The following is a 24511-nucleotide window of genomic DNA, read 5'->3' as shown; positions in this document are numbered from 1 at the left end:
TTGCATTAGCATCGCCAGCAACGCAATTATGGAAACCGTGAGTTTGGTGGTTTCTGGTGGTTAAAGAATTTAAAAGCGACCTTTGGGTCGCTTTTTTGTTGGGTAGATTTAACTGCTGGCTATTGCAACGAATAGCGTAAGCTAGCAAAATCAGCGGGTAATCCACACTCTCTGCAACTAACAGTAAAGCAAAGGCCAAGATATTTATGCAAGAGCAACTTCCTATTACTATTTTGGCTGATAGCCGCTTTTCTAGTTCGCTTAAACCTTTGCTGACTCAGCTTGAAATGTGGATCAATTTTCAAGCCTTAAAGGCGGATTGGTTTGGTGATGAAGCCTGTATCTTGTCGTTTGAGTTTACCTTGGTTAGAACGATTGAAGAGCAAAGGCTGCAAGCGGGCGCTGCTAGTGAAAAGGGCGCTGAGGCTTCTAGTAGTAAGGGCGCTGCGGCTGCTAGTGGCAAAGAGTGGAGAGTCGAGGCAGGTTATGCTTACTCTTATGACAGCAAGAGCTTAAAAACGACTGCTTTTATTGCGGTTGCGGACTTGCTTGAGGCGGGTGTAGGGATAGAGCAGGGGATCAAGCTGCGGTTGGTGGATGTGGCTAATAGTGTTGGGGCAGAGCATGGGCTGGCTCTAATTGCTGCTTAGGCTTGCAACTACGGCGTTGAACCTCGGCTCCAGTGCTCATTGACTGGAGTCAACTCCGCGCTAAAGCCTTCGGTTCGCCTTGCATTAGCATCGCCAGCAACGCAATTATGGCTTTGGTGGGGAATAATGTTTATATCCCTTGCTTATTGTGCACAAAGCTAATTCTATAACAATCTATAAACTAATACAGGTCAGCACCTCCACCCAACTCCTTTAAGGTTGCCATGAATTCCGAATTCTCTTTAAGATATTTAGTTGGTGGGCAATCCATAAACTGCATACTTATCATAACCAAACGAAGTTGAGATAGCTCTGTAAAGCTTATTAGAGTTTGAAATTGAGTTTTTCGAGTTTCAATATCAAACCCTTTGTCATCGGCTAATTTTTCGGAGACCATTTTAATAATATTGTAGAAAATTCTAACAGCATTATAAATTCGCTCATCAGTATCAATTACCTCGATAGCATCTTTTATGTCATTCTCAGTTTTATTTGTAGTGCGAAGGTTCTCTATCTGATCTTCTAGTTCTTGAATTGCACATACGTTAGATTCAGATTTGCCGCCTAAATGGGCAGGAAAATCTAACCTAAAACTTGAAAATGAGTTTCTTTGAGCATCTATCAAACCAAAAAAATAAGTTTCAAATGATCTTAGGTTTTCATTTTTTTTATTTGCTTTTATTTCTTCTCGTAGTTCCTTATTAGCTTGATTCTGTAGATTGAGTGATTGTATCAGTAATACTAAGGAGACAAATCCCAAAAGCGGATTTATTAAACCACCAACATAATCACTAAAGTTTACCCAATCAGAAGGTTTACTTGATATAACGTAATCAAGATTGAAGTAAAATTGAAAAATATATGTTCCAACTATAAAGACCATCAAAAAAATGGCCGTTATTGTGTATTTGTTAATCATCGATAATTCCTATGATCAAATACTTAATTATGCGATTATTGTTGGTTTTTTTTGTGTAAGCCTTTAGTTTTAGTGTTTTCCAATCATCTCTATTTTTAAGGCCATTGTTTATATGTAAGTTATCTGAAAACTTCTGTTTTAAAGATCGGTTTTGCTCTCTAAATTTGACTTGAGCAGGGAAACCAAACGCGACTGTTTCACCTGCATCAAAAAGCTGTAATCTACCGTTTCCTGTATTGATATTTAGACGAGTGATACTAGCTTCAATACGTATTTCTTTTGTATCAGTTTTGGACTTCAGCGTAGCGCTAGAGGTGCGATCAAGTTCTGCTAAAATTATTTGTTCTGCTCTACTCTGGCGAAAACGAAGTTTAACTTCTTGGTTAAAACTAGTTGCTACAGAATGCAGATGCGCTAGCGATGAAACTCTTAACTCTTCTGTAAGTTTTTCTTCTAGAATATCACCTAAATTGTCGAGTGTTTTCTGGGCTTTTTTTGATAGTTCTGCACTCTCTAAGTACAGTGCCTCATGGATAAAGTAAGATACTAATTCAGCGAAAGGTTCCTTACCGATTTTATTAAATCGTTTTTTAAGCTCTAGATCTTCTATCTCTAAAGTAAAGGTCTGACCAAATGATCCTTTAAATGATTTTTTGAGTTTTGTACGTACTTTATTCTCATTTGTTAGGTTTTTGGGGACATGCTCCGTTAACAAGGTTCCAGCGATTTTTCTCGTGACTTCTGATGCGCCTTTTAATGTTTCTAAGCCCGTATTCATATCAACTGAATAGTCATCACTATCAATTAAAACATCAAAATTGATGCCCATACATATCCTCTATAACTATAATAATTAGTGGCAGAATAAATTTAATTTTAATCTAACTTATTTGGTGTTTTGTAGTATGCATGCTCGTCACAATTTCGTGATGACTAGAGAGTGGAATTTGATGTAAATCAAATGCTTGTGAGACTCTTGGGTTGGCTGGCTTTACCAATATTTTAAGAGCTGTACGCGTTTCTTCCCTGTTGGCGGTGTCTCAAGTCCTTGCTTATCGCGGTTAAGACTAGAGTCTTGCCTGCATTTCCTTAGCTGGCCAAACAATAACCTATTTTTTGTATGGCTTTCAAGTATTAATCGTCATTATTAGTGTAAATACTGCACTTTGTTTAAGTGATTTCAATTCTTAGCGAAAAATCCTGTTTCATTGAACTCAACAGCCTTTCTATCTAATATCTTTCAAATACTTAGCGGTGCTAATGACTTACCTCTGATTCTGCCATACACATAGCGCTTGGGTCTGTCCGCTAGCGGACAGAAGCTCTATTATTTCCGATTGTCTTTTACGTAGATGTGATAAACCAATCATAGACACCCATCATTAATTGCATGTTTTTGTGCCTCTTACTAAGCTTTAGGTATTGCTTAAGTAAGAGGTTGTTATGCCCCGTCCTAGAAGTACGCTGATTAGTCTTGAAGACACTCCTTATTATCATTGTTGTAGCCGCGTAGTTCGGCGCGCCTTTCTGTGCGGGGATGATAAGTTCACAGGTAAAAATTACGACCATCGCCGTGGTTGGGTTGAAGCACAAATACTGAAGTTAACAGACGTGTTCGCGATTGACGTAGCTGCGTATGCAGTGATGAGTAATCATTTACATGTAGTGCTTTATATCGACCTAGAAGCAGTAAATAGCTGGTCAGATAGAGAAGTGGTTGTTCAATGGCACAAGCTATTTAACGGCACTGATTTAACACAGAAATTTGTTAAAGGTGAAGTGATTGAAGAGTGCATGGTTATTTCATTAAAACACTTGATTGCGACATACCGCTCACGGTTAAGTGATATTAGCTGGTTTATGCGTTGTCTTAATGAACCTATTGCTAGGCAGGCCAATTTTGAAGATAACTGCACTGGGCATTTCTGGGAAGGGCGTTTTAAAAGTCAGGCATTACTTGATGAAGCAGCCGTACTGGCCTGTATGGCTTATGTAGAGCTCAATCCAATTCGCGCAAATATGGCAAAAACACCTGAGCAATCAGACTACACCAGCCTCCAATTGAGAGTGACTGCTGCCCTGAATGGCAAGCAACCCGCCAAGCTTTTACCTTTTACCGGTAATGAAAAAAGCAATCAACCAAAAGGTATCAACTTCTCGCTTCAAGATTACTTAATGCTTGTTGATGAAACGGGTCGGATCATTCGAGATGATAAACGAGGTGTTATTTCTTCTAATGCAGAAAAGATACTGAATAGACTCAACATTCCTAGTGAAAACTGGCTAAAAATCACTACCGATTTCGGTAAGTTATTTCATGGTCCAGTTGGGTCACTGCAAGAGTTAACTCATTATTGTGAGCATTTAGAAAAGCGACGGCGGCACTTTGCCAATAGTTGCCAATATCTCTCGGCAAGCTGAATCATTAACATAACCAACCCTCCTGTTTTTAGAGTATTCCAAAAGCGAACTTACTTTGTTTGAAATTCACCTATTCCTCGCTAAACCTACTTTAATTTCGCCTTCTACCTGAGATAAACAGTATCTACTCTCTAACAGCTAGACTGAACATCGCTGTTGATTATCTAGAAATGAAAATGGACTCGTATGTTGCTGATTTAACATGGGTGGCAATAGATCTTTGCTATAGGTCTGCTTATAGCTTTTAACCACTTAACGGCGGTAATTACTTGCTTTGAGCTCTGATTAATAATGGGTAGCAATAGCTAAAAGGAAGGTTATCTGAAGGTTTTGAAGCAGAAGAGACTCCACCACTTTTCATTTTTATGAGTATGAGAACTGAATTACATTTTAAATCAATGGTTTTAATGTTGCGGTAGTCCCTGTCTGCGCTTAGGGGCGCAGTAAAGAAGCCGCGCTAGAAGGTTATCAGAAGGAGGTCTTGGTCTCTGTTAGCTATTGTCATGGTTCGAATATGTTGACTAGTACAACTCGTCAATAACGTTGGCTATGAAAGAAATGGAGTTCATTATGTTTAATAAAAATTTTGCAGATATATGTTCAGCAGACCTTAATCTATCTTCAAAAGTTAAGGAAGTAGAAGCAGCGATTTCGGCAGAAAAAATAGATTATAGTTTTCTTAAAAATATTGATACTAAAAAGCTCCTTGAAGAAGTTCTTCAATTTGAAAAAACTAATAGAGGAATCGATTGGTTGAGTTTTTACTGTGGAGACCGAAGTCAAGATCATAAAGTTGATCGTTTATTATCGGGTTTAGGCTTGAAACTAACTTCAAGTAACCTAATTGAATCTTTTGATGATAACGATATTCCAAACATTGCAATATCGAATACAGAGGATGAACATGATCTCGATATGGTCTGTAGCCTTAGAGGCGAAGATATTAAGAATTACCTGATGTATCAAACAAAGAACCTACAACTTGCTTCCAGCCAGGGAAGTGCCCTTACTATGGGAATTCAAGTCGGGGCCGGGGGTATATTGGGTATCGGTGTTGAGTGGGGCTTTTATGCAGCAAGAGAGGTTTATAGAGGCGCTACAGTCAGGGCTGCCTGTGGAATTGCTGCTGAATCTTTAGGTAAGGTCGCTGCGTTTAATGCAATTACAATTGTTGTTGTACTCGCCCTAATTCCTATTTTTATATTTATGGATAAACCTGCTGAAGTTTTATCGTTAATCGTGAACCGAACTAACTCAACTTTAGATTTGAAGGATTTCTACTTTAAGCACGGAAAGTTAGTCAACAAGCCACGAGCAAGAGAGAAGGATACGTTATGCTCTATAGGTTCAGGTGAGGTGATAGGCGATCTAGAATTTGCGTTAGCTGGTTTTCTATTATGTGGCAAAAGAGATTCGGCATTAATAGGAATGGAAGGGGCTGTTAAACTCGATTTCACCAAGCAATCGGTAAAGGAAAAGTTTAAGAAACCAGTATTTTTAGGGTATTCCGTGCCGTTAGCCTCAGGGAAAAATAAGTGCATTATCGATAGCGTTCAGTGCAACAGTTCTAAGGAGTTCTTTGAGCAAGAGTACTCCGATTTTGGAATTGGAAACCAGCTTAGTGATGCAGACTTCCACCTGCAAACTTATATGAGTAGTGGAAGTGGTGGTCAACCTGGAATGATTGCTGTCGTACAATCTAAGTAAGCATAGTTGGAGTATTCTTACTTATCTCGGGGTTGAGGATAGTTTTTATCAGCCAAGACTAGTTCTAGTCTTGGCTCTTTCTTTTTTACTAATCAATCATAGACACCCATCATTAATGGCAGAATAGCGAGTTCCTAAGACTTAAAATGGACATTTATTGAGTTTGTTAGCGTAAATGAAGTGATTTTACTCATCACTTTCAACTGCTTATTAAAACCCATTATTCACTTTACCTGCCCATTTTTAACCCTCCTATTCACGATGTCACTTCAGTGAACCAATTGTAAATCTTGTTGAGATTAATTATCATTTTCATTAAGATCTCGGCCTTTTTAGCGTATTTAGATTTCTGCTTGTATTAACAATGAGGCTGAAGATAGACCAAATGTTTAAATTAAAATACCCAGGATTGCTGCTCGCGATGTCCCTTACTGCTCTACCTAGTTGGGCAGAAGAGCAAGTACAGAAAAATGCCGTTGATGATAGTGAAATGGAAGTGATTACTATCAGTGGTAAAGGGCTGATCTCTTATGTCAGTGCTTCTGCAGCCAAAACGGATATGCCGATTATTGAGACCCCATCTTCAATTTCAGTATTAACCGAAAAGCGTATTACTGACCTAGGCGCAGAAAATGTTCAAGACGCCATAGGATACGTGGCTGGGGTTTATAATGGCCCTTATGGTGTTGATACTCGCGGCGATTGGGCGCAAATACGAGGTGTGTCACCACTGCAATACCAAGATGGATTGCAGATGATGTTTGGCAATTACAATAATGTGCGTACCAACCCATATATGCTGCAGCAGATAGAGATCTTAAAAGGTCCATCATCGGTACTCTATGGCCAAGGTTCTACGGGCGGTATTATTAACTTAGTGACCAAACGTCCGGAAGCTGAGCAAAAAGGGGAGATTTGGGCACAGGCGGGTAGCTACGATCGTAAGCAGCTTGCAGCAGACGTGACGGGGGCTTTCGATGATGATGAAACCCTTTTGTATCGCTTAACCGGCCTATATCGTGACAGCAACACGCAAACTGATCACGTAGAAGATAATAGTTACTTTATTGCACCTGCTCTGAGCTGGTTTGCGACTGACAGTACCAAAATCACTGTATTAGCCAATCTACAAAAAAATGAGTCTGGTTCAAGTACCCAATTCTTCCCCCATGTCGGGACGATATTGCCTGCTCCTAATGGCCAGATCCCAAGTGAACGTTTTGTGAGTGAGCCTGGCTTTGACCAATATGACACTGAACAACGTGCAGTGACGTTAATGGTTGACCAAGACCTGAATGACTACATGTCTATTCACTGGGCAACTCGTTATGTTGATAGTGAATCAACCTACCGGACTATGTATGCTTGGCCGTTTGCATTACAGGCGGATGATCGCTCATTGCTACGCTCTATTTCTATGAGTGACGCAACTGCAGAGGCGTACACCTCAGATCTGCGCCTACAAGCACAGTTTGATACTGGTGATGTTGAGCATAACCTGACGTTTGGAATCGACTATCAAGATGTTGAAATTGATACTGATCGACTGTTTGTCTGGAACGGCGGCGGTTTGATTGATATCTATAACCCCAAATATGGCGTCAATCCTGAGAGTTATCCAACAAGTGCAGATATTCCGGATACCCCTGCTGAAACCAGCAAGCAACTTGGGGTTTACCTGCAAGACTCTATTAAATTTGGTGGCTGGGTGATTAGTGGTGCACTGCGTCATGATAAAGTTGAATCTGAAACGGCTGTAGTTGGCACGCAAGACCAAAGTGCCACTACTGGTCGACTCGGAATACTGTATAGCTTTGATTCTGGCATCGCACCTTATGTGAGTTATTCACAGTCTTTCTTGCCTATTTATGGTTCTAATGAAGTGGGTACGCCATTTAAACCACAAGAAGGTGAGCAATATGAGGTGGGTGTTAAATACCAACCGAGTGGCACTGAGCATCTGTTTACCGCATCTATTTACGATATTACCGATAAAAACCGCAAACAATCAGCAGGTCCAGATTTAACCTTGCAGCTTGGGGAAGTCGAGATTCAAGGCTTGGAGCTAGAGGCGCAGTTAGAGTGGGATGAGATTGACGTTTATGCCAGCTACGCTTATACCGACTCGACTAAGCACTCATCGACCACCGGTGAAGATGGTGCCAAACTTGCTGCTATGCCAGACAATATGCTGTCGACTTGGGTGACTTACCGCCCACAGTCATTCTGGCAAGGTTTCAAGGCGGGTGTTGGTTATCGCTTTGTAGGTGAAACCTCTGATGGCAGCATTGATGTGATATTGCCAGACGGTACCGTTGCACATAAAGCACTTACAACTGACAGTTATCACCTGTTTGATATGATGATTGGTTATGAATTTGACCAGTTCGATATCAGCGTCAATGTTGACAATCTTACTGATGATACTGTGATTACCAGTTGTTTAGCTCGAGGTGATTGTTTCTATGGGCAGCGCCGTACTATTAACGCGAATGTGAAATATCGCTTCTAAGTGTGATTTAGTGTGATTGAGTCATTCAGATAAAAGCCATAGCAACCGCTATGGCTTTTTGTCATGTAGATTAACCCACCATAAACGCCCATCACTAATTAAGATAATAAGAATCGCTGGCTTGGTTACAGCATTCGTTAGTATTGCTTCTTTAAAATAATATTGCTCGTTTGTGCTTGAACTACATACTAATTTTCAGTTGTTTCAAATATAAATTCTATTTTTTGCGAGTCTATGATGAAGCCATTAAATATTACTTGGAAAGCGGGTTCTGAATTGCATGAGGGCATGACAGAGCTGAGTGCTTGGTATGATTTTAAAGCGTACGGTAGCGTTGGGTTTTTCACCCAAGAAGACCTTTCCATTACAGATAGCATGCAGCAATGGTTTATCGATAATGAGCAGCGTATTTATGCACTTGTCTGTAATTATATGAATGAAAACTATCAAGAACTGCTTGAAGAATCTGAATTTCTAGATGTGTTTGATGAAGACTCAGAGCTTTATGAGACTCGTTGTGGCGCGGTGAACAAAGAAGATATGCATGCGGGAGACATCTTTAAATTAATGAGAATCTCTGCATTTGTTTTACATCACCCTGACAAAAGTGCAGTCGGGATGATTTTTGAATGTGCTTGGGATGCAGAACATGGCTTTGGGCTGGTGATCCAAGCTGATGAGGTTATTTCGCAAGGCGGCGAACAGGTTGTGTATAGCGAGCTATAATCCACTTCAATTAAGCGGGAGGCGTCAGACTCTCCCCATATTTTGCACAAAAAAAGCGGCTTACATCCCTTAATGCAAGCCGCCTCAATTATCTGCTCTTCTTTTTACTTCTAAATAAAAGCTATTAACTTAAACTCTCTAGCTAAGCCGTCAACTTACTCACAAAGCCGATAAACAGATAAGCCGCCAGTAGCACGCCTACCCAGAGCACCATATTGCCAGCTGGGTATGAGCCTGAAAGCAGGCCGCCTAAACCTTTATGCTTGCTAGCAATAAAGCGTTGGCATTGGCTTAGTCTACTCGTCACCGCGTTGCGCAGCGCTCCGTCGGCTTGCCAAATAACCGCAAATACTTTGGCAAGCACATTGGGAATGGCGCGCCTGTAGATCCAATCGACATCTAAGTTGGTCGAGCGCAACTCTGGCGGATACATGTTTCTCAAGTTTAACCAAACAAAGGCTAAGGCAGAGAACAGTAGTAGTTGAGTTTGGGCTAACACATGGGTCGCATCATACGGGTTGTAACCTGTATCATATGGCAGCAGCGAGTATAGCGCTTGCGGATAGATGCCGATGGCAATACACAAACTCGCAGCGATAAACATAGCGAACAACATATTGCGCGGTGGATCGTTAGCGCGTAGACCTGAGTCGTGGGCGAAGAAGGCAAAGTAGGGGATCTTGATCCCAGCATGATGGAACACGCCTGCAGAGGCGAACAGTAGCATCAACCAGATCCAGTCATAACCGTTTTCAAGTGCTGCTGACATCACCATAGATTTACTGACAAAACCACTAAACAGCGGGAAGGCTGAGATAGAGGCCGCACCGACAATACAGAGTATAGTGGTCTTGGGCATGGTCTTATATAGGCCGCCGAGATCTGAGCCGTTGATTCTGCCGGTCATATGCAGCACCGCGCCCATGCTCATAAACAGCAGACCTTTGAAGATAACATCGTTAAAAGCATGTGCAATAGCACCGTTGATTGCCAGTGCAGTACCGATCCCGATACCGACCACCATAAAGCCCACTTGGTTTATCAAGCTATAGGCCAGTACGCGGCGAAGATCATTCTCAATGACGGCAAAGAAGATAGGGAAGCAGGTCATGGCTGCGCCAATGTAAACTAAAAGCTCAGTACCTGGGTAGGCACGCGCTAGGGCATAAACGGCGACCTTAGTGGTAAATGCACTGAGGATAACCGTACCCGTTGGCGTGGCTTCCGGGTAAGCATCTGTGAGCCAGTTATGGAAAAACGGGAAAGCACATTTGATACCAAAGGCGATAAATATCAGCCAGCCAGCGATACTATCTAGGCCAATATAGTCAAAGGCCAGTGAGCCTGTTTCAGAGGCATAAAATAGCGCCCCGACGAGCAAGATGACGCCCGATAGCACCTGAATGATCAGGTAGCGCATACCAGCATGATAAGCGCGGGAGGTTCTACGTGCCCAGATCAGAAATACTGAGGTAAATGCCAGTAGCTCCCAAAACACAAATAGCGTTAGCAGATCACCTGCAAATACTGCGCCTAGCGCACTACCGGCATAGAGCATAGCTGCAACTTGCTGTACGGTATCTTTAACATGCAGCGAGTAGATAATGGAGATGAATGCGGCAATATGGAATACATAGCCAAACATCAAGCTCAGTTTATCAGCGCGATAGGGCACTAATTCATAATCTAAAAATGTCATCTGCAGGTGAATGCCCTCTGGCACTGTCCACAGGTGCATAGCGCTAATGACTGGAATCGCCACCATTATCGCCCCGCGTAGTTTGCCCTGAGTCAGTGCAGCAATAAGCCCGCCTATAAAGAACAGGGTAAAGGGCGGTATCTCAAGCATCCACATTGTGATCACCTACTTTTTTGTTTTCAGTCTGATTGTTGGCAGCCAGTTGGGTATTTTCATCATTGTTTTCTATATTGTTATTATCAAGATCGTCATCATCGTAGTAATCCTCTGAGCGCATCAAAAAGGTGCGCATCCAGCGAGCGATGACGACCAAGACGACACAACCCACAAAGCCATAGAGGGGGTAGAAGAGTGGCAGGTTTTCCCAGCTATGGTAAACATGGCGATTGATAACAAAATCAAGCACGACAACAAGTACACAGCAGGCATAGAAAATATTCATAACCCACTTAGTATTTTTGGGGTTATCAAAGAAGTACTGCTTGTTCTCTTTGGTGTTATCTTTATTAGTACTTTCCTTGTTATCGGGCATGGCTGACTCCAGGTACAGTTAAGATGGTTTTGGCCAATTCATAGAGAGGTTGCGGATAGATAAATAAGATTAGGCAACCCAAAGTTGTGATAGATAGCGCGACTAATGACACCATTGGCGCCTCTTTGATGCCTGTCTTTGCTGCAGGATGGTCCTTACCTGGGAAGAACGCATGGTAGGGAATAGGCAATAGGTAAGCGATATTGAGTAATGAACTCACCATCAATACCATCATAATGACCCAATAACCTGTTTCCATGGTGCCCATCAACAGGAACCACTTACTCCATGTACCGCCAGCTGGTGGCACGCCAATAATACTTAGGCTAGCGATAAAAAATGCGAACATGGTGACTGGCATAGTAAAGCCAAGGCCACGCATCTCACTGATTTTAGATTTATGGGTTGCAACCAAGATTGCACCTGCACAGAAGAACAGGGTGATCTTACCAAATGCGTGGGTGGCAATGTGCATTGAACTGCCGATAACCCCAGATGAGGTGGCCAGCAACGCGCCTATGGTGATATAGCCGAGCTGGCTTACTGTTGAGTAGGCTAATCTTGCTTTTAAGTTGTCCTGACGCATCGCTACAATCGAGGCGAGCAACACAGATGCGCCTGCTAAATACAGCAGGAACTCGGTTGTCGGCAGGTTTGGCAATAGCTCGATACCAAAGATAAACACGCAGACCTTTAATATGGTGAACACTCCAGCCTTAACAACGGCGACGGCATGCAGTAGCGCGCTCACAGGAGTTGGCGCCACCATAGCGGCAGGTAGCCAGCGATGAAACGGCATGATGGCTGCTTTACCAATACCAAATACAAACAGCACCAGTATTACGCCCGCTAAGGTAGTATCGACATTATCGCCAAATACGCCGCCTGCGGTGAAGTCCAAGGTGCCGGCCACAAACCACGTTAAGATGATCGCTAACAGGAAGAAGGCAATAGAGGTGCCAAGCAAGATGCCAAGATATACACGTCCTCCCTGTTTGGCCTTTTCTGTGCCAGCGTGAGTCACTAGTGGGTAAGTGGAGAGGGTTAATACTTCGTAGAAGATGAATAGTGTGAATAGGTTGGCAGAAAATGCCAGTCCCATCACTGCGCTTATCGCTAAGGCGAAGCAAAGGTAGAAGCGAGTTTGGTTATCCTCACCGTGGCCGCGCATATAGCCGATGGCATACAGGGTGGTGATTAGCCAAAGAAAGCTAGCAATGAGGGCGAATAACATGCCGAGTGGCTCAACCACAAAGCTGACTTCTAAGCCTGGCAGCAATTGCCACCAAAATACCTCGATAGATGCGCCAGCACTAAGCCCTTGATAGAGGTTTACCACACAAAAGAGCACCGCAAGGCTGAAACTGATGGTGACAGCCTCACGAAGGTTGGGATGTTTTCCCGTTGCCACAATCGCCAAAGTAGCGAGTAGAGGCAAGATAATGGTTAGCTGCAGTAACAGCTCCAACGATAGATTCATGGGTTAATTCCAAACAAGCTTTGAGAAGCCGCCTGTGCCACCTGCACACTAAGACGGGTATCGATGCCAAAATAGATGTTGGCCAGCACCAGTGCCCAGATTGGGGCAAGGAAGGTCCAAGGGGCTTCCTGAACCGGTTCACGACCCGGTAGAGGAGGTTTAAAGTAGGCAATCTCAACGATGCGCCAGATATAAATCACAGCCAGTAATGAGCCCAGTAACACGAGTACTGCTACCGGCCACATTCCCACCTCTACGGCGGCAACAAGCAGATACCATTTGCTGACAAAACCAACGGTTAATGGCACGCCAATCAAACTTAAACCAGCGACAACAATAGCTGCCATGGTGAGCGGCATCTGCCTACCTAGCCCTTGGAACTGACTAAGTTGTGCACTGCCGATGCGGTACACCACTGCGCCTAACGCTAAAAATAGCGCGCTCTTCATCAAAGCGTGGTTAAACAGGTGCAGCAGGGTAGCCATTAGGCCGGTAGGGGTTTGGATAGCATAGCCAACGATCATATAGCCAACCTGAGCGATGCTCGAGTAGGCGAAGATATGTTTGACATTGGTTTTATATATTGCCGCAGTAGATGCTGCGAATATACCGACCAAGCCGAGCACCAAAAATAGGTTTTGTAGCGGTAGGCTAGAGAATGAGAACTCGATACCAAATATGGTAAAGCTTAAGCGGATCAGTAGGTAAACCGCCACTTTGGTTGCCGTAGCAGCAAGGAAAGCGGTGACGATTGAGGGAGCGTAAGCGTAAGCATTGGGCAACCATAGATGCAGTGGGAACAGTGCTAGCTTCAGACAGACGCCGACAATCAAAAAGACAAAGGCGGCAAATACAGTGCGGGTTTGGTTAACCTCGGCAAGCCGGCTGGCGATATCTGCCATATTTAGCGTACCTGTCATCTGGTACAGCAAGCCGATGCCGATCAAAATGAAGGTTGCGCCGATAGTGCCCATGATCAGATATTGATAGGCGGCCCAAAGGGCGCGTCTATCTTTGCCAAGCCCAATCAATGCATAGGCCGATAGCGACGATATCTCCAAAAATACGAATACGTTAAACAGATCGCCAGTGGAGACGATGCCAAACATACCCGTTATAGACAGTAGGTACAGGCTATAAAAGAGCGTGTGGCGATCTTCTGCTAGCTCTTTTTGAATGCTGGTATGTGCTGCAAATAGCACTACCGTGCCGATGGTTGATATGATCAGCAGTAAGAGTGCATTGAGTTCATCGATGCGATATTCGATCCCCCAAGGGGCATCCCATCCACCAAGCTGATAGGTGATGGTGCCTGAGCTCATCACCTGTTGCAGTAGAAATATACTATTAGCGCAGGTAAAAGCGCTCACGAGTAGGGCAAACAGCCATACCAGCTTAGAGCGATTTAGGAACAAGCATAAAGGCGCAGCCATCAGTGGCACAATAACTTGTAAAATAGGCAGATGGGCTAGCACGATGTTTTATCCTCAGTGAGCTGATCTTGAATTTGAATCTCATCTTCCTCGATAGAGCCATAGGACTCTTTGATTCTTACTACTAGTGCAAGGCCGAGCGCCGTCGTTGCAATACCAACAACAATTGCAGTGAGAATAAGCACATGGGGGAGAGGGTTAGAGTAGCGAGCTACACCTTCAGCCAAGATGGGGGCACTACCGCTATCGACATTGCCCATACTGATGTAAAAGATAAAAACCGATGTTTGGAAAATGGTTAAGCCAACCAATTTTTTGATCAGGTTGCCATGGGCGATAACGATATAGAAACCGATCATCATCAGCAGTACCACGATCCAGTAGTTATAGAGTCCTAGTAACATCACTCTCCCCCTTTTTGTTCAGTACTGTTTGCTTGAGTAACGTTTAGCTCAGGGCTGTTCCGCTCAGTGGCTTGCTGCTGAGCTTCTCTGCGACCTGCAAAGTTAAAAAAGATAATGATCATTACTGCGGTAACAGTGAAGCCAACCCCCAACTCGATAAGTAAAATACCTATGTGCTGACCAGCAATGGGATCGGCTGCAAGTACGTTGTAATCTAAGAAGTTACCACCGTTAAATAGCGAGACGACACCGACACTGGCATAGAGCAGCAAGCCGATAGCTGCGATAAGTTGGATTATCGATTGATTGAAGACGCGCCTTGCGGTGTCTAACCCAAATAACATGGCATAGAGGATGATTGCTGCTGCAAAGATCACACCCGCCTGGAACCCGCCACCAGGACCAAAGTCACCGTGGAACTGCACATAGAGCGCAAACAGTAAGATAAAGGGGATCAATACTTTGCTAACAATGCGCAGCACCATATGCTGCTCATGCATCTGGTCTTTTTGGCTGCTGTTACTGCTATTTTCAGAACTGCTCTCATCTAATTTACTTGACCTGCGACGTAGAGGTAGTGATAGCAGTGACAGCACGCCAATACCTGCAGTAAAGATAACGGCGACCTCACCTAAGGTATCAAATGCACGGTAGCTACCAAGTACTGAGGTGACAATGTTGGGAACACCGACCTCCTGCATCGAGTCATTAATATAGCGAGGGGCAACATGTTGATGAACCGGTGCGTCAAAACTGCCAAAGTAGGGCATATCTAAGGTGCCGTAGATCAGCATGCCACCTGTAATAAATACCACTAGCAAAGCCAGCAAAGGTTTATGACGTTTAGGGGCTTCACTGCGACCAGTCATGGTGATAGCTGCCAGCATCAGCAAGCCTGATATTCCGGCACCTACAGCGGCCTCGGTAAAGGCCACATCGACAGCATCGAGTACCACAAAGAAGCTCGCGGAGAGTAAGCCGTAGATCCCAGTTAACATCACTACGGCCAACAGATCTTTGGTCCGCACAATGGCAATTGCAATAATGACGAGAAAGCTTAATAGAACGACATCAACTATAGTTTCGATGGCTTGTCCCCTCCTTTGTCGCTTGAGTCGTCGAGCACGGGCTTTAAGTTGTTGCGCAGCGCTGCCTTGGCCAATGCATGACTTGCTGTAGGGTTAATAAATAGGGTGAACAGTAAAATCATGATCAACTTAAGTAGTACTAGCCCGTCAGGAGATATTAGCATCAGGCCTGTGAGTATCAGTCCCGCTCCTAAGGTGTCAGTGACCCCTACTGCATGTATGCGAGTATAGAAATCTGGGAAGCGCAAGATTCCAACACCACCTGATAGACAAATAAAGCTACCTAGCAGTAGACATAAGCCACTGCCGATCTCGAGTATGAGACTCATTGTTTATCCTCTTTAGTCGGTGCTTGCTGTTGAAGCGAATGCTTAAACTCAACTGAATCAGAGAAGCGAAGTACGCCGATAACACTGATAAAGTTGATCAGGGCGTATACCAGAGCGATATCGAGAAACTCTGGACGGCCCATTAAAAAGCCCAGTATCGAGATCAGTAGCACTGTTTTAGTGCCAAACATATTAAATGCCAAGATCCGATCGTAGAGCGTAGGCCCCACTACACAGCGAATGATCGCTAGGAGCATGACAACAAGAATTGCGATTGTGGCTGCAGTTAACATCGGCTTTCCATTTCAGTGACTCGGCGATCCATTTCGCCAGTTTTTAAGGTATCAATATTGTCCTTGATCAATGCGTGTATGGTCATACGATCACCGACGATGTCGACTGTGACTGTACCCGGCGTCAAGGTGATGGAGTTGGCGTAGATAACCTTGCCGAGATCTGTGCGCTGACTGATATCTATCGTGGCAAGTGTTGGCGAGATGCTGCTATTGCCAAGCCAGACATGTTTGACCACCGAAATGTTAGAAATAATGACCTCTTTGGTTAACCATATTACGTAGTTAGGCATGTTTACTGAAAGGTGAATAGGCTGAGATTCATGGTCAATCACATCCATCCTGTGTGCGATGTAGAGCACTAGCAGGATTGAAGCCGCTCCCAGTGATAACAGCAGTGCGTTGCTGTAATTTGAGTTAATCCACCAAAAGAGGGACAAGCTTAAAAAGAGGCTCAGAGTGTGGCTCGGCAGGTTCCTCGTTGTTTTATCTGAAGTATTTTTGTCTAAGAATATGTTATTTTTCATGTTCACTTTCTACCTTTACCAATAAGTTCATTGGGGTGAGGGTCAATACATGGCAGTGCAACCAAGCTTTATCTGTAACTCACAGTCAGTTACAGACATGAATATTCAGCTTCAAGTGCATTGAAAATTTGCGTGTGTAGCAACTGCATCGATTCGAGCGGATATGACAAATGTCCAACAAGGCGCTTTGCTATGTGCTCAACACTTTCATTTTTAGGCAGGCATAATTGGACTGGTTGCTCCTTCGATGTGCGTTTGCCTACCCGAGTTTGATAGGCCCTATCGATAAATTCTCCCGATGTTTCACGCAAAACGTAGTCAGATTTTGGAGCTAATGAACCTGCTAGAAACCCCTGAACGTAGTGAATACAAGAGCTAGCTGGGATATTTTCAAGTGACATGCAAGAGTTAAGTACCACTTGCTCCTCTTCTGTTGGAGTTTTTGAAGTTGCAAATACTGAAAAGGATAAGGTCATTGTCAAAGCTAAAAGCGTTAATAACAGGCTGTTCTTCATTTTAACTCCTTGTTTATACATTTACTTATTAGCGTGCCAGTAATATAAAGTGTCATTTATTTATAGTGGTTAGCACTTGTAATATATTATTAAAACTATTCCCTAATGTTATAATGTCAGCTCTAGACATTCTCTACAATGACTAAATATTTATTTTTCCTAATATTGAGCTTTTTATATTGGAGTGAACACTAGCTTGTAGAGTCTTTCTCTATAAATCTCATTAGCCACTTTTACTCACTATGTATATTTTTGTTGTTGTACATCGTCACTTGTTGACCCTGGTAGTTAAGAGCAAATCGCTATTTTGTGTAAACTCGGTTATTGTTGACTTACTCATCGGGAATTGCGAGGTGTCTCGCTAGGCGTTTGTATTTTAAGTGTTTATTTTTTTGCTTTTACATTTGGTTGATGCTGTTTCTGAAATGCTTAAGTTTCGGTTTATGTTAAGTTAAGCTCGTTTATGGTTATATTTAAGGTTATTTTAAGCTTTGGCGTCGACTAAAATTACAAATCGGTTGGTAATTTATTTCACTAAGAGGGAGTTACTCAAGAGTGTTTAGGTATTACAAAAAACGTTTTTGATTAATTATATTTAGCTTGCTGTTGTTATATTATTGCTTTCAAGCTAAGTGGAACAGAATAAGTTTTGTTTTTGTTGATAGCGCGGGGGACTGGTTTCTCTGGTCTTACTTTTCTAGGTGTTAGCATTCTATCTAATGACCAAGTTTATTATTTCAGGTAGCACGATTGTCGGGTTTTTTAGGGTTAATTGAAAGATAAGCGAGGTGAGGCGTACTTAGTACGTTGGCTTAGCCTAAAAAATTAGTTACTCAGTTCCACGTGTTAATTCAGCGAGAGCACTTGTTTAATCTGGGCTTCTTTTTCACCGGAAAGTAACCGTATCAGTTATAAAGGTTCAAAAGTTGAAGTTATCAAGGCGACCAATACAGATATTACTGACATAGGGCATAAGCAGTTCGACTCTATAGACTTTGTTGATTGGACACATCAAATCTCAAAAACACCCATGTTAAAAGCACAGCATCCAGATTACGAAACATGGAGTTCTGGCGTACACGGCCAAAACGATGTCACTTGTATCGATTGTCATATGCCTAAAATTACCAATGATTAATGAGCTTAAAGATAGGGTTGAAACTCAGTTGGTTCACGCCCATTACGAAGCGGGTGCCGCTATTAAAGCTGGAGCATCTGAAGCTGACCTTAAGCCTATTCAAGATGATATTAGGCACGCCCAATGGCGCTGGGATCACGTGACTGCTTCACATGGTATAGCAATGCATAATCCTGAAGAAGCGTTAAGAGTATTAGGAGCAGCTATTGATTTGTCTGCTGATGCGGGGGTGAAGCTCACTCGATTACTTAGCAATATAGGCTTAGATATGGATAAGCTGGAAGCAGAAAAAGCCAACTTTTCAAAAACTGTTCTGCGCAACTGGGATAATGAAGCTAAAGAAAGAGAGTCAAAGCTTAATAAGTAAAAGATAAGCCCTATACAATGATGCCTTATCTTCATTACCCCATCGACAATAGTTGTTATCGTATAGGGCTTTAAATAAGTGGACGGTACAGAGTAAACCTTAATCCTGTCCCTATTTAGTCTATAGGTGCGACTACAATGTTCGCAGGTTTCGTTCATCCTTTCTCTTCAATTAACCTCTATTCAGTATCAATGTTGTGGCAAGCCCGTTAATCATTTGCATTTTATGGGTAGCAGTAACTGCTTTGCATCACACTCCTCTGTTTCGGTATTTAATCGGCAATTTCCCGCCTCTTACTGACCTACTTTGTTATCGATTTCAGCATTAATTTAACAAACGAACAAATTAATGCGCTCCAGGATAAATCCCATACCTAGGGGGCAATTGTTTCAACTAATAAAGGGAAATGATGATGAAATTTAACGGGCACAGTGCCCATAGCAAGACGTTGATAGCCGCTATGCTTCTCAGCCTTTTGAGTGCATGTGGCAGCGATGATGATAATGGCGAGCCTACCGTCCCAGGCAATACCCCACCGATTGCTAATCCGGTGGATGCAGAGGCCACTTTAGGCAGTAACAGTCTTATCGATGCCTTGGCCAATGATACTGATCCTGATGGTGATGCATTGACGATAAAAGCTGTAACAGTATCAGAGGGGATGGGAGTTGCATCTATTGAGGACAATATGATTTTGTTTGAACCTGTTGAGGTCGGTACCAGCAAAATCAATTATGTCATCTCAGATGGTAACGGTGGAGAGGCTGAGTCAATCGTCACGGTTGTGGTGACATCTGCAGGGCTGGCCTATGTCGGTTCTAATACCTGTATCTCTTGCCATACGGACAAGGAGTCTTATTTTGAGACCGGCCATAATTTTAAGCTGACTAAGGTTGAGGGGGAGGAACCTATCTACCCTTTTACCTCTCTTGCAGGCGCCCCTGAACTGTTGGATATAGACAATACTCTGGGTAATCCAGCAGGCTGGCAGGACATTAGTTATGTGATTGGCGGCTACAAATCTAGTGCGATGTTCATCGACCAGAATGGCTATATCATGTCTGGTGATAAAGCTGGCGTTGGAGTGGCACCTAAAGGGGGACAGATCCCCTATGCATATGCTTATCAACCCAATACTGCACCAGATTCACACCCCTACGGTTACTGTGGCAGATGCCACACAACAGGTTGGCAGGATTACACTGAGAACGATAACCGAAATCCCAATAGACAAGATGATATGCCAGGAATGGACGGCACATTTGCTATGACCGGTGTTCAATGTGAAAGTTGTCATGGCGCCGGTAGTGAGCATATTAAGACGCCTTCAAAACAAAATATTGTTAAGATTGCAGAGGCACGCGTTACTGGCGATTTCCTTGCAGAGGATATGGGATATGGTAAGCCTGCAACCTGTACTGAGTGTCACACTACTGATGATGCTGTTAGACGTTACCCGGATTATTTGTCTCCCTTTGACCAAGTCTTTGGCGGAGTAACCCAAGGTGCACGCTTGAGCCTGAACACTGGTTTTGGCCCCGAAGGGCGACGAGGTGGTCGTGGTGGCCGTCATGCGGGTACAACCATGATTGGTACCGATCCGGATACCGGTGAGGCTATGGGTAAGAAGAAGGACTTCACTTGTTCAACTTGTCATAATCCGCATCAGTCTGAAAAATATCAAGATCAACCAGGCCATGGCAACGCCATGGTGCGCGAGTGTACTGATTGTCATAATAAGGAGTTTGCCATTGAAGCTTCCGTTCATGAATTCGTCGCTAAGTGTACCGATTGCCATATGCCTAGTGAGTCTCATCTATTCAAGATCGATCTAGATGGCGCTAAGGATGACCCAAGACACTTCTCGGCAGATGGTGACTATATGAAACCTTGGCTTCGTGCTTACGATAGCTGTTCAGGTTGTCATGAGAATGACTATGATGAGCGAGCCAATCGAATAGGAAAAATGCACTTATAATACTCTCTTATTAGTACTCTTTTGCCAGCGGCGATTTGTCGCTGGCTAGTCATTTCCTTCACAGACACGCTTTTAAGGAGGTGCTATAGTGGCATGCATGAACAATTGCGATTCAATTCCTAACATTCACTACCGAGCTCCAGCTAAACAGAGTTCTGGTATCGAAGTTATGGATCTTGAGTGCTTTCGGGAAAGGCTCAATCGTTACGACTTCGACCCCTACCAACCACATAGAGTGAGTTATTTCTGCTTCCTGTTTATCAGCAAAGGGCAGGGACAGCATCTTATTGACTTCAAACACTATCCCTACCAATCGGGTAGTGTTATTTTTATCAACCGCAATCAAGTACACGCCTTCGACCCTGAGGATTTACCTCAAGGTACTATGGTCAATGTTAGTACGGATTTCTTCTCTGATAGTGCTTCCAATATACGCACTTCCTACTTCGCACCATTTCACCAAAGCATGGCGTCATCACCTGTGTTAACGGTACTCCCTGAAGATCTACAGGAGAGCTGCAACGTGCTGTTAAAGGAGGTGAAGAAGGCCATTTATGAGCGGGCTGACGACGATGTGGTAGTGCAGCTACTACTCTCTAGTTTATTGATCAAATTAGGTCGGCAAAGAAAGAGTCATCTTAGCCACCTAAGCGAGCACCAAAAGGAGCGCTTCGATCTGTTTATCAGCTTAGTGGAACAGCATTTCTTTGAGGCTAGGGAAGCCCTTCAATATGCTGAGTTGATGCACACTAGCTACAAGAACTTAAATCAGCTGTGCAAATCATGCTGTGGCCGTACAACCAAGCAACTAATCGATTTTAGAATCACGCTTGAGATCAAACGAAAGTTAGTCATGGATGGTTTATCAATACAACAAACTGCTGATGATCTAGGCTTTGAGGATATCACGCACTTTAATAAGTATTTTAAGCGGTTGGCTGGGGTCACTCCGGCGGCCTTTAAGCGGGCAAAGAGCGCTGAAGAACTAAATAAATACGCAGACAACCATAGTTAATAACAATCAATCACGACCTCCTACTATGTTTTGAAAGAGTAGCTAATGATTAATTATCGGTTAATAATTATTGGTTATGATTACTCTTAAAAATTAATCGCTTAAGAGCATTTTGTGGTGCACTTAAACGTAAATTCGATATTGTTATTTAGGTAGTTGTAATGTTTTTTAGAGCATATCCAATACTATTACGAGGCTGATAGATGCAAGAAGAGCAGGTTAATTTGATGAAAGGCCTATATGCAGCGTTAGATCACGTACACTCTTTTGTTTATATCAAGAATTGTAGGCTTGAATATGTATACGCAAATATACATACACTTAAACTTTTTGGCTGTACTGCTGAACAGCTTTATTCTGCTACTGACAAAGATTTTTTCTCTACAGAGGTAGTCAATGGGGTTAGAGCCGTTGATTTAGAAGTGTTATCGGGTGAGTCAACTGAAGAAGAGGTTACAGTTGATGAAGGAACGGCAAAAAGGCGAATCTACCTCAATGTAAAAACACCCATCTATTCAGATGAAACCCCAAATGAAATCATCGGCATTCTTGGGATATCTACGGATATCACTGCTCAGAAGTCACTTGAAGAAAAAGCATTGAAATTGGCTAAGACTGATGTGCTGACAGGATTGGCGAATAGATTAGATCTTGATACTCGGCTGAGTCATGAAATTGAAAGATTTAGACAGTTTCAATATCCGCTAAGCATTATTCTGGTCGATCTCGATCACTTTAAAAAAGTGAATGACAATTATGGTCATCTTGTTGGAGATAAATGCTTAATTCAAATCTCTGAAATTTTGAAAAATAGTTTTCGCATGCTCGATACGGTTGGACGCTGGGGGGGAGAGGAGTTTTTAATTTTATGCCCCGGAACAGACTTAAATGGCGCGATAAAACTCGCTGAGTCATGCCGGCGTGCTGTTGATGAAAGTACTTTCCCTGGAGTGCAGCACCTTACTGTCAGTCTTGGTGTAACAACATTTATTGTTGGCGATACGCTTGAAGTTTTAATTAACCGTGCAGATAAGGCTTTATATAGTGCAAAGACATATGGCAGAAATAGGGTTGAATTTTTGAAGGGGATTCATCGTAGCCAACCATGATTAATTGCGGTTCTTGCGCCCCTTATTAAGCTTTGGGCGTTGCTTAAGTAAGAGGCGGTTATGCTGCTCTGTCCCAAATGATTAATAAGGGGGGGGCTACGGCCTTTTTTTAGTCATTGGAATAATCCACATATTGTTTTCAATGGAACCATCCATCAATTCAATGACAACATTGTCGATCACTTTTAGGCCTGTTTCAGCCATGTTATCAAAGGTATCAATGCCGCCATTTGGAAAGTTTTGTCGAGTGCGGTGGATGTTAAACTGGTTTGCAAATTTTCTATCAAATGCTTTTTCTATTCCTTGCTTGCCAATCATAAAGCCGATTAGCCCGCCCCATGTCGCAGTTGGATTATCTGAATCCCAACCTGCTAATGAGCCAATCTTAATGGTTTGTTTTATATCGCCTTCACCATAATGCAAACTGATGATACTGGCCGCAAAGTTAATGCCAGCCGCAAAACAACCATTACAGTACAGCTGTTTGGACGTTATATCATAGCCATCTTGCTGATTGATTTGGTATCGCTGGTATATTCGATCCCTTGCTTGCTCCCACGGTATGCCTGAGTCATGTAATTGTGTGGCGTAATCATACATAGCTGCTGCGTAGGAAGTATCAGGCAATACTTGGCGAGCCTCGGTTGTCATCCAGGACAATTGCTCTTTAATAGGCATATCGTTATCTACAGCTGATGCAAGTGAGTGCATAACCACATAAAACTTGGCTATGTACTCGGCATCTTTTCTTGCTGTCGTTTGTATTGGCAGCTCTGCCATTTTTAGTGCTATGTCGGGTCTACTGGGGGCGAATAGCCCAAATATCTCAGTGGTTAGCTGTGCGTCTATCATGTCGAAATGTTCATTGTTACTCGGTGCTCCCGTTTCTGGTGGCAACATGCCTTGAGCCATTAAATCAAAAGCGCGCTGGTTTGAAACCCAGAGGTAATTTTCTTCGTCCTTTTTAATATGTTTTAACCAACCATCACGGATCTGTTCCGCAGTTAACATACTGGTGTTGTGGGTGGCTAATAGGTGCTGATACAAATACTCAATATCTGTATCATCATCAGATCCCCATACTTCTCCCGGCTCTCGGAAAACAAAGTCGATAGTGTCTGATAAGTCGCTAGGAACCCCTTGTCCCCAAATACTTGGCTGGTCAGGTTTTCCCCAATCTTCTCTGGTATAAAAGTCCCCGGTTTTGAGTTCACCAATATCACCAATTTTGTCCATTTCTGTCACCAGACCTGTCCAGTTAGCAATAGATTGCCCTAGCCAAAAACCATAAAGCTTATCACCGTAGCTATCTCTGGAGATCTTTAAGTTATTAGCCGCAGGTGCAGCCTGTTTAGCGATAGGGAGGGCATCATTTTTACTTGGAGCAAGTTGGCTTGAGGTTTGACAAGCACTCAAGGAAAGTAGGGTAAAAAGCACAACGAAGAGCAATTTCATATCTTACACTCATAAAATGAAAGCGGTTACATAATTTGTACTATAGTGGTTAGCTTTGTTAAAAATCAACCAGTAAAAGAATATGTGGATGAGTGGTAGCAGAGTAGAATTATTTTGTTTGGTTAGCCAAGGCGGCCTATTTTTTCCTGTTCGCTTTTCAATTGCACCCTTAGATTTATCTTTTCCGTTAGCTATGCATTTGTGGTTACATGCC

The 24511-nt window shown here is 43.0% G+C and carries 21 protein-coding genes and 1 pseudogene; 9 read left to right on the top strand and 13 right to left on the bottom strand.

The window, feature by feature from the left end:
* The first annotated feature begins 206 nt into the window (after positions 1-206).
* On the top strand, positions 207-650 hold the full coding sequence (locus L2730_RS03850) for a hypothetical protein (protein WP_248973388.1): 444 nt from the start codon (positions 207-209) through the stop codon (positions 648-650).
* A 181-nt stretch (positions 651-831) separates the two neighbouring features.
* Here L2730_RS03850 and L2730_RS03845 read toward each other — a convergent pair whose 3' ends face one another.
* Positions 832-1569 carry a hypothetical protein gene (locus tag L2730_RS03845; protein WP_248973387.1) on the bottom strand — a complete coding sequence of 246 codons (738 nt, stop codon included), beginning with the start codon at positions 1567-1569 and terminating at the stop codon, positions 832-834.
* Positions 1562-2398 (bottom strand): hypothetical protein, encoded by an 837-nt coding sequence (locus L2730_RS03840; RefSeq protein ID WP_248973386.1) that lies wholly within the window; start codon positions 2396-2398, stop codon positions 1562-1564. The genes L2730_RS03845 and L2730_RS03840 overlap by 8 nt, the downstream gene beginning before the upstream one ends.
* 614 nt (positions 2399-3012) lie before the next feature.
* On the opposite strand from L2730_RS03840, the gene L2730_RS03835 reads away from it, so the two are divergent.
* From L2730_RS03835 to L2730_RS03820, 4 genes are all read left to right on the top strand, one after another.
* Complete coding sequence (locus tag L2730_RS03835) at positions 3013-3990, top strand: transposase (protein ID WP_248973385.1); 978 nt, start codon at positions 3013-3015, stop codon at positions 3988-3990.
* Between the two features lie 570 nt (positions 3991-4560).
* Positions 4561-5697, top strand: coding sequence for a hypothetical protein (locus L2730_RS03830; protein WP_248973384.1), 1137 nt, complete (start codon positions 4561-4563; stop codon positions 5695-5697).
* A gap of 385 nt (positions 5698-6082) precedes the next feature.
* A complete protein-coding gene (locus tag L2730_RS03825; protein ID WP_248973383.1) occupies positions 6083-8209 on the top strand; it encodes a TonB-dependent siderophore receptor in 2127 nt (708 codons plus the stop codon).
* A 234-nt stretch (positions 8210-8443) separates the two neighbouring features.
* Positions 8444-8935, top strand: coding sequence for a DUF6985 domain-containing protein (locus L2730_RS03820; protein ID WP_248973382.1), 492 nt, complete (start codon positions 8444-8446; stop codon positions 8933-8935).
* A gap of 142 nt (positions 8936-9077) precedes the next feature.
* Here the strand turns inward: L2730_RS03820 and L2730_RS03815 are convergent, their stop codons facing one another.
* From L2730_RS03815 to L2730_RS03770, 10 genes are all read right to left on the bottom strand, one after another.
* A complete protein-coding gene (locus L2730_RS03815; protein WP_248973381.1) occupies positions 9078-10790 on the bottom strand; it encodes a Na(+)/H(+) antiporter subunit D in 1713 nt (570 codons plus the stop codon).
* Positions 10777-11166: a hypothetical protein gene (locus L2730_RS03810; protein WP_248973380.1), complete on the bottom strand. Its 390-nt coding sequence runs from the start codon at positions 11164-11166 to the stop codon at positions 10777-10779. Before L2730_RS03810 ends, L2730_RS03815 begins: the two co-directional genes overlap by 14 nt.
* Entirely contained in the window at positions 11156-12646 is a 1491-nt protein-coding gene (locus L2730_RS03805; protein WP_248973379.1) for a monovalent cation/H+ antiporter subunit D family protein, read from the bottom strand. The genes L2730_RS03810 and L2730_RS03805 overlap by 11 nt, the downstream gene beginning before the upstream one ends.
* A complete protein-coding gene (locus L2730_RS03800) occupies positions 12643-14121 on the bottom strand; it encodes a monovalent cation/H+ antiporter subunit D family protein (RefSeq protein WP_248973378.1) in 1479 nt (492 codons plus the stop codon). The genes L2730_RS03805 and L2730_RS03800 overlap by 4 nt, the downstream gene beginning before the upstream one ends.
* Positions 14115-14483 (bottom strand): cation:proton antiporter subunit C, encoded by a 369-nt coding sequence (locus L2730_RS03795; RefSeq protein WP_126507455.1) that lies wholly within the window; start codon positions 14481-14483, stop codon positions 14115-14117. The genes L2730_RS03800 and L2730_RS03795 overlap by 7 nt, the downstream gene beginning before the upstream one ends.
* A complete protein-coding gene (locus L2730_RS03790) occupies positions 14483-15526 on the bottom strand; it encodes a Na(+)/H(+) antiporter subunit B (RefSeq protein WP_346347810.1) in 1044 nt (347 codons plus the stop codon). Before L2730_RS03790 ends, L2730_RS03795 begins: the two co-directional genes overlap by 1 nt.
* 32 nt (positions 15527-15558) lie before the next feature.
* Positions 15559-15900 (bottom strand): monovalent cation/H(+) antiporter subunit G, encoded by a 342-nt coding sequence (gene mnhG / locus L2730_RS03785; protein ID WP_220740066.1) that lies wholly within the window; start codon positions 15898-15900, stop codon positions 15559-15561.
* Positions 15897-16193 carry an MrpF/PhaF family protein gene (locus L2730_RS03780; protein WP_020911123.1) on the bottom strand — a complete coding sequence of 99 codons (297 nt, stop codon included), beginning with the start codon at positions 16191-16193 and terminating at the stop codon, positions 15897-15899. The genes mnhG and L2730_RS03780 overlap by 4 nt, the downstream gene beginning before the upstream one ends.
* Positions 16187-16720, bottom strand: a complete 534-nt coding sequence (locus tag L2730_RS03775) for a Na+/H+ antiporter subunit E (protein WP_248973376.1) — start codon at positions 16718-16720, stop codon at positions 16187-16189. Before L2730_RS03775 ends, L2730_RS03780 begins: the two co-directional genes overlap by 7 nt.
* A gap of 89 nt (positions 16721-16809) precedes the next feature.
* Positions 16810-17235: a hypothetical protein gene (locus tag L2730_RS03770; protein ID WP_248973375.1), complete on the bottom strand. Its 426-nt coding sequence runs from the start codon at positions 17233-17235 to the stop codon at positions 16810-16812.
* 979 nt (positions 17236-18214) lie between these two features.
* Here L2730_RS03770 and L2730_RS03765 point away from each other — a divergent pair.
* The 4 genes and pseudogenes from L2730_RS03765 to L2730_RS03750 form a co-directional block, all read left to right on the top strand.
* Positions 18215-18740, top strand: a pseudogene (locus L2730_RS03765) (ammonia-forming cytochrome c nitrite reductase subunit c552); the annotation flags it as partial.
* Positions 18741-19152: 412 nt separating this feature from the next.
* Positions 19153-20718: an Ig-like domain-containing protein gene (locus tag L2730_RS03760; protein WP_248973374.1), complete on the top strand. Its 1566-nt coding sequence runs from the start codon at positions 19153-19155 to the stop codon at positions 20716-20718.
* A gap of 97 nt (positions 20719-20815) precedes the next feature.
* Positions 20816-21733 carry an AraC family transcriptional regulator gene (locus tag L2730_RS03755; protein WP_248973373.1) on the top strand — a complete coding sequence of 306 codons (918 nt, stop codon included), beginning with the start codon at positions 20816-20818 and terminating at the stop codon, positions 21731-21733.
* Positions 21734-21936: 203 nt separating this feature from the next.
* On the top strand, positions 21937-22842 hold the full coding sequence (locus tag L2730_RS03750) for a GGDEF domain-containing protein (RefSeq protein WP_248973372.1): 906 nt from the start codon (positions 21937-21939) through the stop codon (positions 22840-22842).
* A gap of 96 nt (positions 22843-22938) precedes the next feature.
* Here L2730_RS03750 and L2730_RS03745 read toward each other — a convergent pair whose 3' ends face one another.
* Complete coding sequence (locus tag L2730_RS03745; RefSeq protein WP_248973371.1) at positions 22939-24297, bottom strand: ADP-ribosylglycohydrolase family protein; 1359 nt, start codon at positions 24295-24297, stop codon at positions 22939-22941.
* Between the last annotated feature and the right edge of the window lie 214 nt (positions 24298-24511).

The organism is Shewanella kaireitica, assembly GCF_023284045.1.
Taxonomy (GTDB): domain Bacteria; phylum Pseudomonadota; class Gammaproteobacteria; order Enterobacterales; family Shewanellaceae; genus Shewanella; species Shewanella kaireitica.
The sequence above is the reverse complement of the archived record's forward strand: the minus strand, read 5'-3'. Positions and strand labels throughout refer to the sequence as shown.

Coding starts and splice junctions, on each gene's coding strand:
- L2730_RS03760 (WP_248973374.1), top strand. CDS start 19,153: ATGAAATTTAACGGGCACAGTGCCCATAGCAAGACGTTGATAGCCGCT.
- L2730_RS03820 (WP_248973382.1), top strand. CDS start 8,444: ATGATGAAGCCATTAAATATTACTTGGAAAGCGGGTTCTGAATTGCAT.
- L2730_RS03840 (WP_248973386.1), bottom strand. CDS start 2,398: ATGGGCATCAATTTTGATGTTTTAATTGATAGTGATGACTATTCAGTT.
- L2730_RS03815 (WP_248973381.1), bottom strand. CDS start 10,790: ATGTGGATGCTTGAGATACCGCCCTTTACCCTGTTCTTTATAGGCGGG.
- L2730_RS03830 (WP_248973384.1), top strand. CDS start 4,561: ATGTTTAATAAAAATTTTGCAGATATATGTTCAGCAGACCTTAATCTA.
- L2730_RS03805 (WP_248973379.1), bottom strand. CDS start 12,646: ATGAATCTATCGTTGGAGCTGTTACTGCAGCTAACCATTATCTTGCCT.
- L2730_RS03810 (WP_248973380.1), bottom strand. CDS start 11,166: ATGCCCGATAACAAGGAAAGTACTAATAAAGATAACACCAAAGAGAAC.
- L2730_RS03755 (WP_248973373.1), top strand. CDS start 20,816: ATGAACAATTGCGATTCAATTCCTAACATTCACTACCGAGCTCCAGCT.
- L2730_RS03780 (WP_020911123.1), bottom strand. CDS start 16,193: ATGTTAACTGCAGCCACAATCGCAATTCTTGTTGTCATGCTCCTAGCG.
- L2730_RS03770 (WP_248973375.1), bottom strand. CDS start 17,235: ATGAAGAACAGCCTGTTATTAACGCTTTTAGCTTTGACAATGACCTTA.
- L2730_RS03825 (WP_248973383.1), top strand. CDS start 6,083: ATGTTTAAATTAAAATACCCAGGATTGCTGCTCGCGATGTCCCTTACT.
- L2730_RS03775 (WP_248973376.1), bottom strand. CDS start 16,720: ATGAAAAATAACATATTCTTAGACAAAAATACTTCAGATAAAACAACG.
- L2730_RS03750 (WP_248973372.1), top strand. CDS start 21,937: ATGCAAGAAGAGCAGGTTAATTTGATGAAAGGCCTATATGCAGCGTTA.
- L2730_RS03745 (WP_248973371.1), bottom strand. CDS start 24,297: ATGAAATTGCTCTTCGTTGTGCTTTTTACCCTACTTTCCTTGAGTGCT.
- L2730_RS03845 (WP_248973387.1), bottom strand. CDS start 1,569: ATGATTAACAAATACACAATAACGGCCATTTTTTTGATGGTCTTTATA.
- L2730_RS03835 (WP_248973385.1), top strand. CDS start 3,013: ATGCCCCGTCCTAGAAGTACGCTGATTAGTCTTGAAGACACTCCTTAT.
- L2730_RS03850 (WP_248973388.1), top strand. CDS start 207: ATGCAAGAGCAACTTCCTATTACTATTTTGGCTGATAGCCGCTTTTCT.
- L2730_RS03795 (WP_126507455.1), bottom strand. CDS start 14,483: ATGTTACTAGGACTCTATAACTACTGGATCGTGGTACTGCTGATGATG.
- mnhG (WP_220740066.1), bottom strand. CDS start 15,900: ATGAGTCTCATACTCGAGATCGGCAGTGGCTTATGTCTACTGCTAGGT.